The organism is Streptomyces sp. NPDC052012 (assembly GCF_040689265.1).
In the GTDB taxonomy this organism is placed as follows: domain Bacteria; phylum Actinomycetota; class Actinomycetes; order Streptomycetales; family Streptomycetaceae; genus Streptomyces.
Window position 1 is genome coordinate 61,002 of sequence record NZ_JBFAXA010000027.1, and the last position, 17,292, is coordinate 78,293.

The following is a 17,292-nucleotide window of genomic DNA, read 5'->3' on the forward strand; positions in this document are numbered from 1 at the left end:
CGCGTCAGGACCGGCTGCGGCGATGCGCCGCCCACTCCCGCTCGAAGTGCGGCACCTGCTTGTCCCGGACATGAAACGGGGCGGTGACCATCAGGTGCTCCACGGTCGGCAGCTTCGGCCCCCGCCGTTGGACCCAGGCCCGCACCCGCCCGTAGCGCTCGTCGACCTCGACGTGCGCACCGTGCCGCTCCGAGACGCTCAGCAGCCTCCGGCCGAGAACGGACGCCCGGCCCACATCGACCCGCTCCACCGAGCGCAGCGCCCGACCACGCCGGGTGGGGTCCGCCTTCGCGACGGGCAGGATGCGCCGGACGTGGTACAGCGCCCACGGGTAGGCAAGCTCCTCCTCGAACGCCGCGAGCACGGGCCGGTCGGCGGGGCGGCTCGGGTCGAACTTCTCCAGCAGGCTGTGCCGACCGAACAGCTTCGCCTGCGGGTTGAGGCTGACCGACGTGTACTCCAGGCGCAACACCCGGCCGGCAATGTCCGGGTGGGCGCGCATCCGGTCCAGGTGCGCGTCCATAGCGCCCATCGAGACCGGGAAACAGCAGAAGGTGCAGTAGCTCTTCTCCCACTTCACCCCGAACCGCTCGTACAGGAACGCTTCGCACTCCTCGCGCCCCCACCCCCATTCGATCAAGGGATACACGCCTTGGCGCAAGGGATTCTTGCTCGCGGCCTCGTCCCGGAGGCCGCGGCCGACCTCGTCGGCGTTGAACCCCATCACGTGCCGAAACGGCTGGTTGCCGATCTCCTGGGCGATCAGTGCGTCGCCGACCTCGCCCTTGGCGTGCACGCTGCAGATCCGGATGCCGCCCTGCTGGGGAACGGTTCCATTGGTCTCGTACTCGTCCCACAGCTCCCACGGTCCGCGCTGGACAATCCGCTCCGGCTGGCGGGAGTCGTCCATCAACGCGATCGCCAACGCGCGCCTGGATCGGGAGACTTGAACGAGCCGGACTTGGTGCTTTCGAAGGAGCGGCAGCACGAACTGCAACCCTGGGGAATTGCATCGGATGCGTGATCCCGTACGGCGCGACCTGCTGACCTGGATCCTTCCCGCCCTTGTCATCTTCTTCAACTCGGTTAGCTGACCAGCAGCTTTGCGGCATGGCTTGCATGTGGTGCATGATTCGCGCACTCAGAGGAAGGGGTGCAAAGTGGCTCGTTCGGGGTCGGATGACCCGCTTTGCCGGATGATCCTGGTCGACGGCGTCGCCCTCCTTCACCCTGAGGACGCGGTGTTCGACGCGATGCTGGAAGGGTGGCGGCGGCAGCAGCGGGGCGGCAGGCGGCTGCGGCCGAAGACGATCGGCGACCGGCTGTCAGTGGTACGCCGGTTCATGGAGTACGCCAACGAGTACCCGTGGACTTGGTCAGCGGGCGACCTCGACGACTGGATGACCGAACTGATCGCTGCGGGCGACCGGGCCGAGTCGACTATCCGCAACTACCAAGGCTCAATCCGGCAGTTCTGCGACTACATCACCTCGCCGCACTACCAGTGGCCGGAGATCTGCGAGGAACGCTTCGGCACCCATCCGGTCCAGATCTGCCACGAGTGGAACACCGTCGCCCACCTCACCGAGTACGAGGGCAGCGCCGACCGGCGGCCGATGACCCGTGAGGAATGCCAGGCACTGTTCGACTACGCAGACGACCAGGTCGATGAGGTCCCGTCACCGCAAGCTCGCCGAGGCCCTCAGCCGGGACCCCGAACTGCTGACGTCCGGCCGCCCCGAGGGACCCGTCACCATCCAGAAACTCGTACGGGCCCTGCAGGCGGTCGGCGCCACACGGGTCGTGCTGCCCCGATGCGCCCACTGCGGCAAACAGCACCGCCTGCCCAACCTCGACGGCGACCAGCGTATCTGCGCCTACTGCCAAATGAAGCAAGCCGCGGCTGCGAACCCGTGCGTCATCTGCGGCCGAATCGCGCACGTCGCCAGCCACGACCACCTCGGCCGGCCCCGCTGTGCCCTTCACCCCGACACCGGCAACCAGGACCCCGTCGACGTCATCTGCGACCACGCCGCCGCAGTCGACTCCGGACTCGCCCGGGATGAGGTGGCCGCTGCGGTCCGGGCAACCTGCCAGATGGCGGCCCACCAGCGTCAACTGGCCCGGGCCCTGGAGGACAACCCCCACTTGCTGACCGGCGAAGGTGCCCACGGGCCACAAAAGATCATCCTCCTGATCGAAGACCTCCTGGCCCGCGGCGCCCGGAACATTGTGCTGCCGACCTGCCCGTTCTGCGGCACCGACCGCAAGCTCCGCCACGCGCTGGACGGCCAACGCGCCTGCCAGCCCTGCTACGAGAAGTTCCGTCTCCTGCCCTGCTCGCGCTGCGGGCGGACCAAGCCGGTCGCTACCAGGACGGTCGACGACCGGCCGCTGTGTCACCCCTGCACCCGAGCCGACCTGGTCAACCACGAGCCCTGCACCAGCTGCGGACGCACCGCCAACATCGTTCGCCGCGACGCTGACCAGCGGCTCTGCGGACGATGCTTCCGGCCACCGACAGCCGTCTGCGCGGACTGCGGCCGAACCCGGCCCTGCTACTTCGCCCAAACCGAGGCGCCCCGCTGCGAGGCGTGTTCCAACCGGCTGCGGCCACCCGAGACGTGCTCCCGCTGCGGCAACGAACGGTCGGTGAAGGCCCGGCTACCCGACGGCGGGCCTCTCTGCCACAGCTGCATTCGGATTCCGGTGCCCTGCCATATCTGCGGCAGGTCCAAGCCGCTCACCGGACGCGGCCCGAACGGGGAAGCACTCTGCAGGGTCTGCTACGACAAGCACCCCATCGCCAGACGCAACTGCGTCCGGTGCGGTGTTCTCGAACGGCTCCATCACCACGGGCTTTGCAACTCGTGTGCTCTCGAAAGGCAGTTGACCGGCCTGCTCGGCGGGCCGGACGGTATCGTCCGGCCCGCCCTGGAGCCGGTGTTCCAGTGTTTACAGCGGGGCGATCCCCTCTCGCTTCTCTACTGGCTTCGTGAATCCGTTCCACGGCGCCTGCTGGCCGCTCTTGCCGCCGAGAAGGGGCCCGTGACGCACGACCTTCTCGATGGCCTTCAGCACCCGGTCAAAGCGGTCCGGCACTTGCGGGCGGCCCTGGCTGCCGAGAGTGTTCTTCCGGCTCGGGACGAGCGTCTCGCCGAACTTGAGCACTGGCTGCCCCGGGCCGTCGCCCGAATCGAGGACCCCAGCGAGCGCCAGGTCGTCCGCAGCTTTGCCACCTGGCACCACCTGCGGCGGCTCCGCCGAGACGCCGAGAAGCAGCCCGTCACGCTGCACCAAGCGGTTGTCGTCCGCCGTGAGGTCAAGGCCGCAATCCAGCTGATCGAATGGCTCCGAGCCCGCAACGCGAGCATGGCCACCTGCACTCAGCACGACATCGACGACTGGCTGTCCACCGACATCTGGGTCCGCTATCTCGCCCGGACCTTCCTGGTTTGGTCAGTACGGAACCGCCATGCTCACCGCGTCCTGATCCCGGTCCCGCCTCAGGACTCGTCGATGGCCCTCATCGAGCAAGATCAACGATGGGCCGTCGTGGGCCTTCTGCTCTTGCTGTTCGCCCAGCCTCTGAGTCGGATCTCCCGGATCCGACTCGACCAGGTCGCCCGCACGGAGGACGGCGTTACGCTCACACTCGGGTCCCACCCGATCGACCTGCCGCCCCCGCTGGACTCCCTCGTGTTGGAGCTCGTCCAGCAGCGGTACGGCTACTCGACCCTCGGACGCAGTGAGGATCATCCCTGGCTCTTCCCGGGCACGGCCGGCGGACAGCCGATCAGCAGCCGACAGCTCATGCGTAAGCTCACCGCTCTGGGCATCAAGGCACGGCCCGCCCGGAACACCACGCTGATGGATCTCTCTGCCGAGCTCCCTGCCGTCGTCCTCAGCCGCCTCCTCGGACTGCACATCAACCGGGCCGAGAGATGGACCAAGGAAGTCAGGTCCGCCCGAGCCGACTACGCTGCCGCGCTTTCTCGCCGCAGCAGCGCGGCCCAGTCTCCTGACGGCTGATGCCCCCGACGACCTGCAGGCCAGGAAAAGCATCAGACCTCGATATGAGGCAGGTAGATCTGGGACAGAAGGGACGATCGTCATGCCGGGACCGCCAGTCGCCGCAATTCAGGTCATGGCTCGAACAACGAATTAGCCAGCTTGACGACAGACTCACCGGAAATATCCATTCGAATTTGTCGACGTAGTCTGCGAAGGCGCGACCATGCCGTACGTGCATCAGGCGGCGGGTCCGCCTCAGGCCCTATCGTCAGTGGTTCTTCCTGGTTCGGCCATCCGACCTTATCGATCCATTTAATTTCAGATTCGCGAAGCCCGATGCCCGCTTTTGCGCACTCCAGCAGCCACGTGAGATGAGCACTCGCCACCCCCTGGCCAAAGTCCCCAGAGAGAATAGACCCTTCGATATTCTGGAAAGACTGCAGCCATTTTTGGCGAGACTCGCAAAGCGGCAAGTCGCCGAACATGCCCCCAAGCTGTTCGCAAGCGTCTTCCCAGTCCACCCTTGGATTCGCCCATTGGGCATCAGGGATGGCAGTCAGCTTCCTTAAAGCGAAGACCGTGCGAAACGTTGGACTCCAGCTCAAGTCTGGAGCCACGTGCCCAGGATGCTGCACGTGCAATCCGAACCATGTAGCAAGCATCATCCGACCCTTCCTGGGGCCTTCTGAGGCTACCTTAATGGCTGCTTCTTCCAAGTTTCGAGCAGGGAGACAGGTGGACAAGAGGCACCAATAGTCGTCTCGTTCGGGGTCGACGCCAAGATGCAGTAGAAGCCTCACTGCCTTTCTGATCGAGCTCTCACTCGCCCCGGCAGCCCGTAGTTTTCCCGAACAGTTCCCCGCAGTCTCCAATATGGCGCGACATTCAAGCAGAGCGCTAAGAGAGATGCCCCGCTCAATTCCGTCGTTCCCCTGGACCGTAGTGACGTAGCGCGTCGCATCTTCGAGTCCTACTCTGATCCTCAGTCGGCCATCCGGCAGGACCTTTTCAGCAAACGGAACGTTAGAGTACTCGGCTCTACGGAAAGAAGAAACATTGCCGAATAGATTATCGTGGTTGGAAAGATGTCGCCTGACCCGCTTTAGGAGAGTGTCTCGCGTCCCCATTTTGCGAGATTCTGATAAGGCTTTAAGTAGAGAGTACTCTCCGGCAATAGTGAGAAGTTGTGACCATCCTGTCGGAGTGGCGTATGTGTCAAGGTGATGCCGGGTTTCGTGGGAAAGAAATATTAACCCCATCAGGGCAATTTGAACGCCCTCATCGTCTGACCCGTATTGATCCATCAAGACGAGCCTGAGGATATATCGAGCGGCCGGGGGTGACTCCGCGAGAAGGCGCTGATCTATGGACGGATCTGGCCATGATCCCAGCAAAGGGTCGTAGTCTATTCCGCTCAGCAACCGATGGTAGGACATAGATCTCATGGGGCGCCCTCCGCCCTCTTATGGGTGGGGGGTCACGCAAAGCCGGTCTACCCCAGAAGCCGCCAACCCGCCTGCCAGGGGTTTTAGTGCTGCCGCTGCGAGAGTCTCCGGTGTAATACCCAAGACGGATAGTAGCGCCAACCATACTGCTTCCACTCCCACGGTGATTGCCTGCTTGATCGACTCTTTGAGGTTGCCGTCAGAGCAAACCAGGCTGGCAATAACCTGACGAATTCTAAAATACAGCGCAGCAGCGTTCTGCTTCACGTCAGCGAAGGATAGGCCGGGGACATCGCCAAGCAGAATTTCAAGATCGTCATCAGAGAGGTTCAGGGATGCTAGATATTCGAGTGCGGTCTCAGGAGGTTCATCAATTGGGTCATTGGGTGATGCGGCAATTTCCTGAGTAAGTCGTTCGAGTTCTGCATCCGGCATGGATCAATCCCTCCGTGTCTGAAGCGCTCTTCTGCAGATAAGTAATGGGAGCGTGTACTGAAGTCAATGACGTCAGACTGCGATTGAGGGCGTAGTTTGAGCGTAGCCTGAGCGAGTTGAAGGTCGCCACCTGAACCATTCCGGGGCGTTTGGTAACCTTCGTCCCATGAGTATCGGTGTTGACGTCGTTCCTCGACAGTGCTAGGCCCCTGAGCCGGACGTGGGGGCATGGACCTCTCGATATCTCTGCTCGGGGTCTCAGCAGGTTTGGATAGCCGGATCCGTTCAGCCAACCCGCCGCTCCTCCTGTTGACGCATGGGGGTGTCGGGCCGATCTATAGCCCTACGATCGGCTTGATCAGCTCGTCTAGCCATCTGCGGGCGACCAGCACCCGCGCGCGGTAGTACGTCGTCTGGTGCACTTGGCTGAAGGCCGGTCCGAACTCGGTCACCTGGGCGACGTCCCCGACCGGCACGGGCTTTTGCTGCTCGATGCGCGTGATCAGCTTCTTCGTGACGGGCGTGATCACGGTCTGCCCCAGGTCATGGCGGAGAAAGAGCAGTTGGGACGGAAGGATGTGCCGCTCCACTTCCGTGTTCCCTTCCAGGACCACGGCGATGAGCTTCCTGGACTCGGCGAGGCGTGGCATGAATTCGCTGAACTGGCCCGACACCCCGCCGGCTGCCCGCTCCAGTTTCACCTCGACGGGCAGCAGGCCCCACCAGCCCTCCGGGTTCGGTGCGAGTCGGCCGAAATCGGTGAACTCGCGGACCACTTTGTCCGGCCCTTCGAGGGAGAACTTCACCACGCGCTGGGGCGCGTCGAAAGCCTGCGACACTGTGCGTGCTGTGCCGTCGATGCCAAGGAGCGCCCGTGGCCGGACGGCGAGGTCCGCGTTCAGGAGCGCGACGAGGTCGGTGCCCAGGTCGTCGACGAATCGGACCAGACCGGGCTCGTATTTGGCGAGCCGTTCGAAGATCACGTTGCCGGCGATGTTGCTGAGCCAGCCGCTGAGTCCGGCCTCGAACTCGGCGAGGGAGCCCGCGCGGGTCTCCATGCGAGCCAGCCGGTCGGAGAGAAGAGCGGGGAGCTGGTCGGGGGTCTGCAGCCCGAAGTGGCGTGGCCGCAGGGGCGTTTTCGCCATCCGCTGTGGCACCTCGACTCGAAGGATGGTGTCGACCCTGGCCAGGAGCGCGAGCCGGGCCGTCGTCTCGGGGTTACTGGTGAGGAGGTCGAACACCAGTTTACGGCGCTGCGGGGCCGACACCGGTTTCAGTGCCAGCGCGTGGGCGGCGGCGCCCGGTGGGGCGCCGTGGTCGGAGAGGGCCTTGACGACCTTGGCGGACAGGGCGCCGCCGACGTGCTTCCCGATCGCCGAGAGGTCGGCCTTCGACAGGGCGTTCATGGCTCGAGGAGCGTCTCAAGGTCGTAGTAGAAGCCGCGGACGTGCATCAGCTCCCGGAACAGCGGCCAGGCGCCGGCCGCGGTGATCAGGGCGATCTCCAGGACGACCGACTCGGTGAGCTGGTCGCGGAAGTCGCTGCGGGCCGTGAGGAGTTCACCGATGTGGGCGATCTCGGACGCGCTGCGCCGGTCGACGGCGGCGACCGCCATTGTCAGCTGGGCGTCGACATGGGCGAGGTGGTCGAGCACGGTGTAGCACTGGAAGGCCAGCAGCCCCATGCCGACGAGGCGAGAGGCCGTCGACGCGGCGGGAACCCTCAGCACCACGAGCGAGAGCAGGGCGGCGGCTTTGGTGAGCAGGCTCTGCAGCTGCTCGTTGAACTCACGGCGTTTGTGCTCGGCGGTGAGTCTGATCATCAGCTGCCGTCGGTAGTGCCCCCAGACCACGTAGGTGAAGCTGTCCTTGGTCACGGTGCCCTCGGTGACGAGCCGGTCGAGTGTCCGCTCGCTGAGCATGCTCAGGCAGCGGGCGCCGCCCTGCCCCTCGGCAAACGCCAGGTCGAGCAGCCGGGTTTCGGGCGAGCCGCCCTCGGCGTACTCGGCGGGCACGGGGCTGCCCGGGGCCCAGTCCGGCAAGGCCTTGGCCACCCAGCCTCCGTGCCGGGGCAGGGCGTTGACGATGCGCTCCGAATGGCCGTGGAACGCGGCGATACAGGCGCCGACGGCCTGCTGCACCTGCCACTCGGTGACCGGTTCCTGCAAGGTCGTGACGGCGAGGGCCGCGAGGGGGGTGACGGCATGGATCCTGTTGAGCAGTTCCTCCAGCTCGAGCGGGGTCCGCTCGGCCTCCGCCTCGAGTTCCGCCGCGCGCAGGGTGGTAGTGGCGTCGCCGGGGAAGTTGGCCCCGCTGAACTCCACGGGCCCCCAGGCCAGGGCCTGGGCGTTCTGTTCCCGGCTCAGCTTGATCTCGCCGAGCCGGCGCCGCAGCGCGACGGCTTCCGGCATCGACTCCATCAGGCGGGCGAGTGGCTGGGGCTTGGTGAGCCGGTAGAAGGTGCGCGGGATCCGCTCGGGTGTGTCCCAGGAGACACCCGGCTCGTGGGTGTACTGTCGCCGGCCGTGTTCGTCCGTGTCGCTCACTTCGATGCCGAGGGTCTTCCAGGCCGCGTTGACGAGGTTGGCGCTGAGGTTCAGCTGGACGACGAGGTCCTCGGTGGACCGTAGATCGATCTCGACGAGCGCGGCCCGCACGCGCGTCGCCAGCCCGGCGATCGCAGCCTCGGCGAACTCCCTGACCACGTCCCAGGGGTGCAGCACGCGGCTGGGGAATTTCTCGGCGGCCTTGTCCAGCCCGGCCCACAGGGCCTCTATGCCGGCCCAGCCGTGCCCGGTGTACAGACGCAGTAACTGCTGGTCCAGGGCGGCGTCGTAGACCACCTCGACGGTACGGCCGTCGGCGGTGACCGGGTGGTGCGGGCGGGGGCGCACGGGTAGGGAGCCCGCGCGCACGCGCCGGTAGCCGTCGGCGAGGCGGGCCTCGTACGCGGCTACCTGACGCGCCCAGTCCAGGCGTCGGCCCGCAGCCTGGCCCTCGTGGGTGGCGTCGCGCTGGACCGTGGCGGAGACCAGGCCCGCGTCGTCCGCATAGCGGCTGGGTTCCGGCACGAGGACGACGCCGTCCCGTTCGGCCTCTCTCACCGCGGCTCCTCGTCGGTCAGCGGCGGGAGGGGAGTACTGCTGTCCTCCAGGTACACCAGGGAGGTCGGCAGTGTGAAGTCCCAGTGCTCGCCGTCCGGCACCGCTCCCGCCCGGTCGTCCTGCTGCCGGCGCAGTTCCTGGAAGAGCGGGATGAACAGCGGGTCGCCGATGACCGGGGCGTCGTCCCCGAACCAGGGTTCGCCGGTGTCGAGATAGTGCATGACAGCACAGTCGTACTTGGGTGTCACCGCCAGCAGCACCCGCGCCGAACCGGCCTGCAGGAACTCGCTGAGGAACGGGTCCGCGCGGTCGCTGCGGTTCATCAGCTCCACCCAGCGCGGGGGCGTCGCCCAGAAGTACGGGTAACAGATGCAGGCGAGCTGATGCCATTCGAAGGCCTGCTCGAGGAACTGGACGTAACGGCCCTTGCGCCGGGCGATGTCCAGCACGGGGACAGGGAAGTCCACCCGCTTGGAGTCGAGTTCGTACGACGGCCACGGCTGGGGGACGCCGTGGTCGTCTGGTGTCTCGGTGACCGCGAAGCGGCGGAACTCGGTGCCGACCGGGAGTACACCGGTGTCGTCGAGGCCTGTGAGCACGTTGTCGCCCTCGCTGGAGTCGAACTCCTTGGTGAGCATGGCCAGACAGAGCCGTTTCAGCTCCCGCAGGATGACCTGGCGGTTGGCGGACTCGGACTGGCCCTGGAGGATTTCGTTGACGGCGAGGGAGCGGACCTCGGCCAACCGCTCCTGGTAGGCGGCCAGTTCGCTTTCGTAGGTCTGCCGGCGCAGCGTGTTGGCCGCGTCGACGCGCTTCTGCTCGATGTCGACGATCCGGCGGTGCACCTTGGCCCGCCAGTCTGCGAGGGCCCCGTCGGACAACTCCAGGTGCGCGAACACGCTGAGGTCGAACTGCGCCACGTCCCAGAACCCGAGCAGCAGCGAGACCTGGTCCTCGCGCAGCACCGGAGCACCGGTGCCCGGGTAGACGCTAGGGGTGAGGAACCAGCGTTCGGCCGCGTTGTTGACGTCGCGTCCGTAGCGGTGACCGTCGACGTACACCTCGAAGGTGTTCTCCTCGTTGAACCACGCACTGGTGTCGTTGGCTCCCCAGAAGTAGATGTAGCCGTTCACCACGAGTTCGTCGATGACGTAGTTCTTCGCGTTGAGCCGGCACTGGTAGGTGCGGGCCTGCCAGGTGTTCGAGTCGACCTGTTTGTCGCTGAAGTAGTCCCGGCCGCTGGCCGCGTCGACGAAGGCAGCCTTGATCCGCTCGGTCGGATACGTGAACTCGGTGAGGTCGTACACCCGGGAGAGCTCGCGGAACTTCGTCTCGTCGATGCTCGCCGGGTCGAGGTCGAGCACGGACTTCGGGAGGGTCACCGCGGGTGGTTCGCCGGGGCGCACCGGCATCTCCAGGGTGGCCTCGAACGCCCGGAGCCTGGACTCCACGAGGAAGGCGGCCGGCTCCGGGACGACGAACTCGAACATCATCCGGCGGCCGAAGTTGTGCACTTGGGCGCGGTAGTTCTTGTCGAGCCAGCGGTAGAGGCCCGAGATGTGCTCCTCGCCCTTGCGGTTGTCGTAGGTGTGGGTGTTGGTCTCCTCCGTCTCGAACAGCCGGGTCGTGGTGCGCTGCCGGACGACCTTGTTCTGGATGCGGCTGACCGCCTTGTCGACGACGTCCCGGGCGTAGCTGGTGGCGATCTTCGCGGTCTCGGTCGCCGACCGGGCGTAGGCGAAGCCACCGGTCACGCTGGAGACGATGTTGTACCCGGTGCCCTGGTAGTTGACGTTGACCCCAAGTCCAGCGGTGGCGCTGAGGTCGGTCTTCACCACGTCCTCCACCTCGCGCTTGACCTCGAAGCGGTCGGTGGTCTGAGTGTCCTGCTGGGAGTCGCTCTGCTGTTCGCTGGTGTACGCCAGGACGTCCTCGCTCTTGTCCAGCCGTCGGTGCACCCTCGACTTGAACTCGCTGCGCAGGACGTTGTCGACATGCGCGATCTCCCCGACGGTGTAGCCGCGCAGCCATTGTTTGACGACCTTCAGATCGCCGACGCCGATCGGCTTGAGGTCGTTGAAGGGCCGGGTGAAACGGTTGAGCCGGGAGAACAGGGGATGGATGACGGGCGTCGCCGACAGCAGCGTCTCCAGGTCCTCCGCGCCGGCCACCAGGGGCAGACCGCTGACCTCGCTTGTTCGGTCCCAGCCGGTCAGGCCGGGAACATGGGCCGCGAGGTGGTTGAGGACCAACAGGTGGATGTGTTGCGTGCCGCCCGCCAGGACGCGTGCGTAGACGACGTCGTAGGCGAGCGCCTCCAGCAGATGCAGCAGCCGCAGCCCCGCGGTGACGCCCGCAAGGTTGACCCGGGTCCAGCGACGCAGCAGATACAGCAGGTAGAGGGCGTCGAAGAGGGCGCGCTTGGCTGCCGCGAAGTCGGACGAGGTGTACCCGTCGGTGAAGACCACCTCTTCGACCGGCCTGCCCAGCGTGGTGTTCACGTCCGCCAGGAGAGCGGCCGTCTCCTGCTGTTGGCGCGCCCGTTCGACCACCGGGGCCAGTTTGATCAGGTCGGTGACGAGCGGATGCTCGGTCAACTGCTCCAGGCTGTCCGGCAGGATGTAGTACCGGCCGTCCTCCCGTAGGTACGCGTGGCGTTCGAGGTCCTCCAGGACGAGGCGGTTCGGGCCCGGATCGGGCTCGCGGTCCTCGCAGTGGGGGGTGCGCGGGGTCAGCAGCTCCAGCAGACGCTGCTTGAGCGTGTCAGGGAACTCGGCGTCGGACTGGTCGCCGCAGAACACCAACTCGTAGATCAGCCTGCCGATCGGGGACACCCGGGTCACCGAGTGGGCATCCGGCGGAGGCACATGCGTGCGCGGAGGCTTCCGGGCGATCTCGTCGCGGACGAACTGGCGGTACGACGCGGATGCGGTCACCGTCTCCGGTGGCCGCACGACCATGAACTCCACGACCGGCACCTTTACTGGTTCGACGGCTGCCTGCGGATCGTCCGGCATACGTCCCCCTTCGCCCCTGCCTCCATGGTGGGTGCCCGTGGTGAGGTAGGGGCTGCGAGTCCGTTGCGACCGACACAATTGAGGAGAAGCGGGCAGCCGAACTGCGTAGAAGGAAGCACGACTCGACGATGGATCGGCCCTTGGACGGGTTCAGCAGCACTTGGAGGCGACCGTACGGTCCTCGCCTCAACCGTGCCCGGCGTCGCGGATGCGTGACTGCGCAGCGGAATCCTCTTCCAGAAGGGACTTGAGCTGCTTGCGGGGCGTTTTGAGGTAACCGCTCGCGCCTCGAATGGGGTCGAGGGGGTCATTCCTCACCTTGCGATAGCCGGACTTACCGATATCGGCGTGGGCACGGGTGGTCGGCCACTCGCTCCCGGTGAGCTGGTGGATCACCATAGTGCGGGCCAGGTCCACTCCGTGGGCGGCCGGGTCGTCCAGCATCTTCACCAGGTACGCGGTCGAGTCGACGCCCAAACCCAAGGAAATGACCAGATCGACCCCTTCGCCGCCAGGGCGGAGTGCGGCAGTCATGCGACCACACCCCTTTGGTCGGCCTTCGGATACGGGTAGGAGGTGGCGGTGAGCCGACGGCCGGTGCGCGGCCCGATGTAGGCCGCGTACCGGTGGTTGCCGCCGTGCGACACGACCCTGGCGCCGACGGCCTGCAGGGCTTCCTCCAGCCATGCCCGGCCGGGCTCGCCCTCGGCACGGGGACGGGCGCCGAGGGTGATCAGGCGCCGCTCGACTCCGGCGGCGCCGCGCTCGCCGTTGCGGACTTTGGACAGCGCCCGGTCGGAAGCGCGCAGGTTCGCAGATTCCTGAGCGTGCTGAGGCCGGAACCCGCGCGCCAGTTTGCCGTTCTGCCCGCGGAGGGGAGCGGGTTCTTGGCGGCATCGCGTCCAACTTTGGAGGGGCTCCCGTACCAGGCGTTCGCGTCCTGCCTATGAGGCCGGATCGAGGTCTCGGCAACGGGTGAAACGAGGGCCACGGACGGCGGATGAAAAGTGTGGCCAGTACCGGCAGCGCGCCCGCGAGCGCCCCGATGCCGGAACGCTGCTACGGGGAGGTGAGCTGGCGCTCGACGGTTCTCATGCATCGCCTCCTTCTGCGGATCCTCCCAGTGTGTGGGACCTGGAGCGATCTCCGACGGTGCCATGGGCGCGGGCTGCGTTGTGCGGTGGTGACCGGTCGAGTCGGCGTCGCTCAGTGCTCACCGGTTGAGGCGATTCCGATGTCGCCGCCCGCAGCGACCGAACGGTCACTCGACGCGCTCACCGGACCGGTCGGCGCGGACGACGACGGCGGCATCCTCGGGGAAGCGGGCGGTGATGCGCCGTCGCCGGTCGTCACGGAGCCGATGTTTCCGCCGGTGGCGACCGAACGTTCGCCCTCGGCGCGGACCTGCGAGCCGGAAGCGCCGGCACGTGGGCCAAGAGCCGCGTAGAGGGTGAGTGCCAGACCGACCAGTCCGGCAGCCCCTCCACCCACGCTCGCCCAGGGCTCGGCCGCGGAGACGTCCAGGACCCCGCCCACCAGGAGCGCCGCCGCGCCCAGCCCGCACAGCGCGACACCGGTCCACATCAAGGCCTTCATGACGGCATCCTTCCCCGCTCCGACGGCGCTTACGGGTATGGCGGCACGGCGACGGGCACCATGCTGGCATGCGCGCTACGGGGAAGCGGTCGGTCACGGCGGCCGGGGACATCGGTGTCGCCGTCACGGGGGATCACAATCACGTCGTCCTTGCGCCCGTCGTCCGGTCGTCGTACGGCGAACAGGTGAGGCGGATCGCGCCGGCCCGACTCGTCGGCCGCGAGACGGAATTAGCCGAGCTGGCGGCGTTCTGCTGTGCGGAGTCGGGCCCGTCCCACGTCTGGTGGCGAGCGGATGCCTGGGCGGGCAAGACGGCCCTGCTCTCCTGGTTCGCGCTCCATCCGCCGCCCGGAGTGCGAGTCGTGCCATTCTTCGTCACCGGCCGTCTCGGCACCCACAACGACGTCGTCGCCTATGTCGACGTCGTACTTGAACAGTTGGTGGAACTGACGGGTGCCGGTCTTCCGGCGTACCTGACCGAGGCGACCCGGGAAGCGCACCTGCTCCGCCTGTACGGGGAGGCGGCCCGCGCCTGCTCCGGGCGCGGTGAACGCCTGATCCTCCTGGTGGACGGGCTGGATGAGGACCGTGGTGTCACGACCGGCCCCGGCGCCCACAGCATCGCGAGCCTGCTGCCCGGGGCTCCCGAGGCTGGCATGCGGGTGGTCGTCTCAGGGCGGTTCAATCCGCCGCTGCCCCTGGACGTCCCTGGCGGCCACCCCTTGCGTGCGCCGGACGTGGTCCGGCAGCTGGCCGTCTCGCCGGCCGCGCGGGCGATCCGTACGGACGCCGAGCGGGAGCTGAAGCACCTGTTGGAAGCTCCCGGGCTGGAGTACGACCTGCTCGCCCTCGTCACGGCCGCAGGCGGGGGCCTGTCGGCGGGCGACCTGACCGCTCTCACCGAAGCCGTGCCATTCCGGGTGGCCGACGCGCTGCGCACCCGCACCGGGCGTACCTTCGCCACCAGGGGTGGCCTGTATCTACTCGCGCACGACGCACTAAGGGAACGCGCGGAGGAGATGCTGGGCGCCCGCGAACTCGACAGACGGCGTGAGCGGTTGCACGACTGGGCGGAGGAGTACAGCCGGCGTGGCTGGCCCGCGGACACGCCGGAATATCTGCTGCGCGGCTACTTCGCGATGCTCCGGTCAATCGGGGACGCGGCTCGCATGACGGCACTCGCGTTGGACCGGGACCGGCAGGCCCGGCTCTGGGAGGCCACGGGCGGCAATGCGGCGGCCCTCGCGGAGATCCGGTCGGCGCAGGAGGCGCTGCTCGAGGTCGACGATGAAGCGGCCCTGCCGGACATGATGGCGCTGGCCATCCGCCGCGACGAGTTACAGCGCCGTGGCCGGGGCATCGCGGTCGGCCTTCCCGTCGCATGGGCGAAGATCGGCTGCCCCGACCGTGCCGAGGCACTTGCCCACAGCCTGCCCCTGTTGTGTTGGCGATCCGTGGCCCTGGGGGAGATCGCCCTGGAGGTAGGGACGGCGGGAGAGCGGGAGGAGGCATGGCGGCTCTTGGCCGACGCGGAACGCGCAGCTCGTGCGGACAGCCGGGACGGCAGAATCAGGCACCCCTCCGCGCTGAGTACGATCCGGCACGCCTGGGTCACGCTGGGAGAGACCGACCGGGCCATTTCCCTGGTGTGCGATGCCGGGGAGGAGTGGTGGCTGCGCGATGGGCAACTGGAGCTTCTGGTCAAACAGTTGGTCCGGTTGGGGGTCGTCGACGAAGCCGAGTCCGTGCTGGCCGCCTTTCGTGACGCCGAACCGAAGACCTTGGCTGTGGCGGAAGTGGTGGGCGCCCTGGCCGATCGAGGTGAGTACGAGCGGGCTGAGTCGTTGGCACGGAGCATCGAGGGACGCGGCCGGGCGGCTGGCCTCGTCGAGGTTGCCTACGCCAGGCGCGAGGCAGGCGCAGAGCCGTCCGGTTTGGCTCTGTTCGACGAGGCGGTGTGCGTGGCCGAGTCCGCCGAGGACCGGGGCCATGTTGTCGAGGGACTGGCGTGGGCCGGGATGTTCGACCGTGCCGAGGCGCTCGCCTCACGGGCGGCGACCAGCCCGATCCCGGCGCGGTCTTGGAGAGAGCTGGGCTGCGCCCTGGTGCTGGCGGGACAGCACGAACGCGCGGAGGCGCTGGCTGCGGCCCGAACGGATCCCGAGGAGGGGGACCGTATCCGGGAGGGCATGCTCCGGGCGTTCGCCGAGGATGGCGCATACAACCGGGCGGAACTCCTGTTGCGCACACTCAGCACTGAGGGCGCGAAAATGGATGCCCGGCAGAGTTTCGTAGGCGCTTTGGTGGAGGCGGGTGAGTTCGAACGGGCCGTTGACGTCGCCGTTGAGGAGGCCTGGCCGCGGGAACTGGGCCAGGTGGTCGGCGGGTTGCTGTGCGCGGGCGAATTCGCCCGCGCCGAGGGGGTCGCTCGGTCCGCGCAACAGCCGTCCCTCAGAGTGGACCTGCTCATCAGCGTGGCCGTCGCCCTGTGGCGCGCGGGGCGGCGGAAGGAGGCCGAGAGCCTCCTGCACGACCTCACGCTCGTGGGACAGGACAGCGACTCCATCCGTGAGCAGCGGACCATGGTGTGCCGCACGATCACAGCGTTCGCCGACGACGAACGGCTGGAGGAGGCACGGGCGCTGCTGGCTGCCCTGCCGCCCCGGCCCCTTCCTGAGGACCCCCTAGGGGAGGGCGAGGAAGCGACGGCACTGGCCGCGCTCGGGAGGTACGAGGATGCGGTTGCCCTAGCCCGACAAGCGGAGCATGCCCTCGTGCGAGGCCTGCATTTGGCGGACCTGGCCCGGTGCATGATCAGGGCAGGCGACTCGGAACGTCTCCTCACCCTCATGGAGGGCTGCGATGAGGAGGAGCGTCAGTGGGCGTGGCCTGACGTGGCCGAGGAGGCCACAGAGCGGGGGGACTACGGTCTGGCTGTCGAGGCGGTGAAACGGATGGCAGGTGTCGACCGGTGCTGCGTGGCCCTGGGACGCATCGTGCGCTCCCTGGCCGAGTCGGGCGACGAGCACGACCGCGCCTGGGCGGCACACCTGCTGGAGATCGCCGCTGCGGACGCCGACGCGGTCGAGGCGGAGGCGCTGAAGTTGATGAAGGCCCGTGGCGCCGATGCGGTTGATACCGAGACGGCATCCCGTTGGCGGGCTGCGGCCGTGTGGGCGTAGGCCGCCGTCGCGCGGGCTCGGATCGCACTCGGCGACCGGGATCCGGCCGCGCGCTGGCTCGCCCAGACGGAGACGGACCTCGATGCCGCCCCCGAGCTGTTGACGCTGACGAACTGCTTCGGGGACCTAGCCGGAGTGAGTCTCGACCTGGGTCGCTACGACGAGATCGAGGAGCGCGTCGACGCCATGGACCGCTCCGACGACCGCGACTGGTCGCGACTGGCCCTCGTCAAGGAGTACGTCCTCATCGGGGAGTTGGACCGGGCCGCCGCGCAGGCCGTACGCATCGACGCTCGCGGCGATCGGGCGATCGAGGCGTACCTCCTCCTCGCGGAGCACGCCCCCTGGGACGAGGCGTGCCGATGGCTCCGCCTCGCGCTGCACCATGGGGAGTGGACGAGGGCCCTGCCCACACTGCTGTGGGCCGAGCCGACGGCCGTACGCCAGGCGACGGACGCGTGCACGGAAACGTGGCCCTAGGTAGGGGATGGTGTCTTCGG

At 67.4% G+C, this 17,292-nt stretch carries 11 protein-coding genes; 3 read left to right on the forward strand and 8 right to left on the reverse strand.

The window, feature by feature from the left end:
* Positions 1-4: 4 nt before the first annotated feature.
* On the reverse strand, positions 5-988 hold the full coding sequence (locus AB0412_RS30765; RefSeq protein ID WP_366405864.1) for a hypothetical protein: 984 nt from the start codon (positions 986-988) through the stop codon (positions 5-7).
* Positions 989-1,668: 680 nt separating this feature from the next.
* Between AB0412_RS30765 and AB0412_RS30770 the strand changes: the two genes are divergently transcribed.
* Entirely contained in the window at positions 1,669-4,032 is a 2,364-nt protein-coding gene (locus AB0412_RS30770) for a hypothetical protein (RefSeq protein WP_366405865.1), read from the forward strand.
* Between the two features lie 113 nt (positions 4,033-4,145).
* Here the strand turns inward: AB0412_RS30770 and AB0412_RS30775 are convergent, their stop codons facing one another.
* The 7 genes from AB0412_RS30775 to AB0412_RS30805 form a co-directional block, all read right to left on the reverse strand.
* Positions 4,146-4,631, reverse strand: a complete 486-nt coding sequence (locus AB0412_RS30775; RefSeq protein ID WP_366405866.1) for a hypothetical protein — start codon at positions 4,629-4,631, stop codon at positions 4,146-4,148.
* 846 nt (positions 4,632-5,477) lie between these two features.
* Positions 5,478-5,894 (reverse strand): hypothetical protein, encoded by a 417-nt coding sequence (locus AB0412_RS30780; protein WP_366405867.1) that lies wholly within the window; start codon positions 5,892-5,894, stop codon positions 5,478-5,480.
* Between the two features lie 335 nt (positions 5,895-6,229).
* Complete coding sequence (locus AB0412_RS30785; RefSeq protein ID WP_366405868.1) at positions 6,230-7,300, reverse strand: hypothetical protein; 1,071 nt, start codon at positions 7,298-7,300, stop codon at positions 6,230-6,232.
* Positions 7,297-8,997 (reverse strand): hypothetical protein, encoded by a 1,701-nt coding sequence (locus AB0412_RS30790; protein WP_366405869.1) that lies wholly within the window; start codon positions 8,995-8,997, stop codon positions 7,297-7,299. The genes AB0412_RS30785 and AB0412_RS30790 overlap by 4 nt, the downstream gene beginning before the upstream one ends.
* Positions 8,994-12,014 (reverse strand): hypothetical protein, encoded by a 3,021-nt coding sequence (locus AB0412_RS30795; protein ID WP_366405870.1) that lies wholly within the window; start codon positions 12,012-12,014, stop codon positions 8,994-8,996. Before AB0412_RS30795 ends, AB0412_RS30790 begins: the two co-directional genes overlap by 4 nt.
* A gap of 186 nt (positions 12,015-12,200) precedes the next feature.
* Complete coding sequence (locus AB0412_RS30800; RefSeq protein WP_366405871.1) at positions 12,201-12,548, reverse strand: hypothetical protein; 348 nt, start codon at positions 12,546-12,548, stop codon at positions 12,201-12,203.
* 672 nt (positions 12,549-13,220) lie between these two features.
* Positions 13,221-13,610, reverse strand: coding sequence for a hypothetical protein (locus AB0412_RS30805; RefSeq protein ID WP_366405872.1), 390 nt, complete (start codon positions 13,608-13,610; stop codon positions 13,221-13,223).
* Positions 13,611-13,678: 68 nt separating this feature from the next.
* Here AB0412_RS30805 and AB0412_RS30810 point away from each other — a divergent pair, with 68 nt between their 5' ends.
* Positions 13,679-16,792: a hypothetical protein gene (locus AB0412_RS30810; protein ID WP_366405873.1), complete on the forward strand. Its 3,114-nt coding sequence runs from the start codon at positions 13,679-13,681 to the stop codon at positions 16,790-16,792.
* A 135-nt stretch (positions 16,793-16,927) separates the two neighbouring features.
* Positions 16,928-17,272: a hypothetical protein gene (locus tag AB0412_RS30815; protein WP_366405874.1), complete on the forward strand. Its 345-nt coding sequence runs from the start codon at positions 16,928-16,930 to the stop codon at positions 17,270-17,272.
* Positions 17,273-17,292: the final 20 nt, after the last annotated feature.

Coding starts and splice junctions, on each gene's coding strand:
- AB0412_RS30805 (WP_366405872.1), bottom strand. CDS start 13,610: ATGAAGGCCTTGATGTGGACCGGTGTCGCGCTGTGCGGGCTGGGCGCG.
- AB0412_RS30800 (WP_366405871.1), bottom strand. CDS start 12,548: ATGACTGCCGCACTCCGCCCTGGCGGCGAAGGGGTCGATCTGGTCATT.
- AB0412_RS30810 (WP_366405873.1), top strand. CDS start 13,679: ATGCGCGCTACGGGGAAGCGGTCGGTCACGGCGGCCGGGGACATCGGT.
- AB0412_RS30785 (WP_366405868.1), bottom strand. CDS start 7,300: ATGAACGCCCTGTCGAAGGCCGACCTCTCGGCGATCGGGAAGCACGTC.
- AB0412_RS30770 (WP_366405865.1), top strand. CDS start 1,669: ATGAGGTCCCGTCACCGCAAGCTCGCCGAGGCCCTCAGCCGGGACCCC.
- AB0412_RS30780 (WP_366405867.1), bottom strand. CDS start 5,894: ATGCCGGATGCAGAACTCGAACGACTTACTCAGGAAATTGCCGCATCA.
- AB0412_RS30795 (WP_366405870.1), bottom strand. CDS start 12,014: ATGCCGGACGATCCGCAGGCAGCCGTCGAACCAGTAAAGGTGCCGGTC.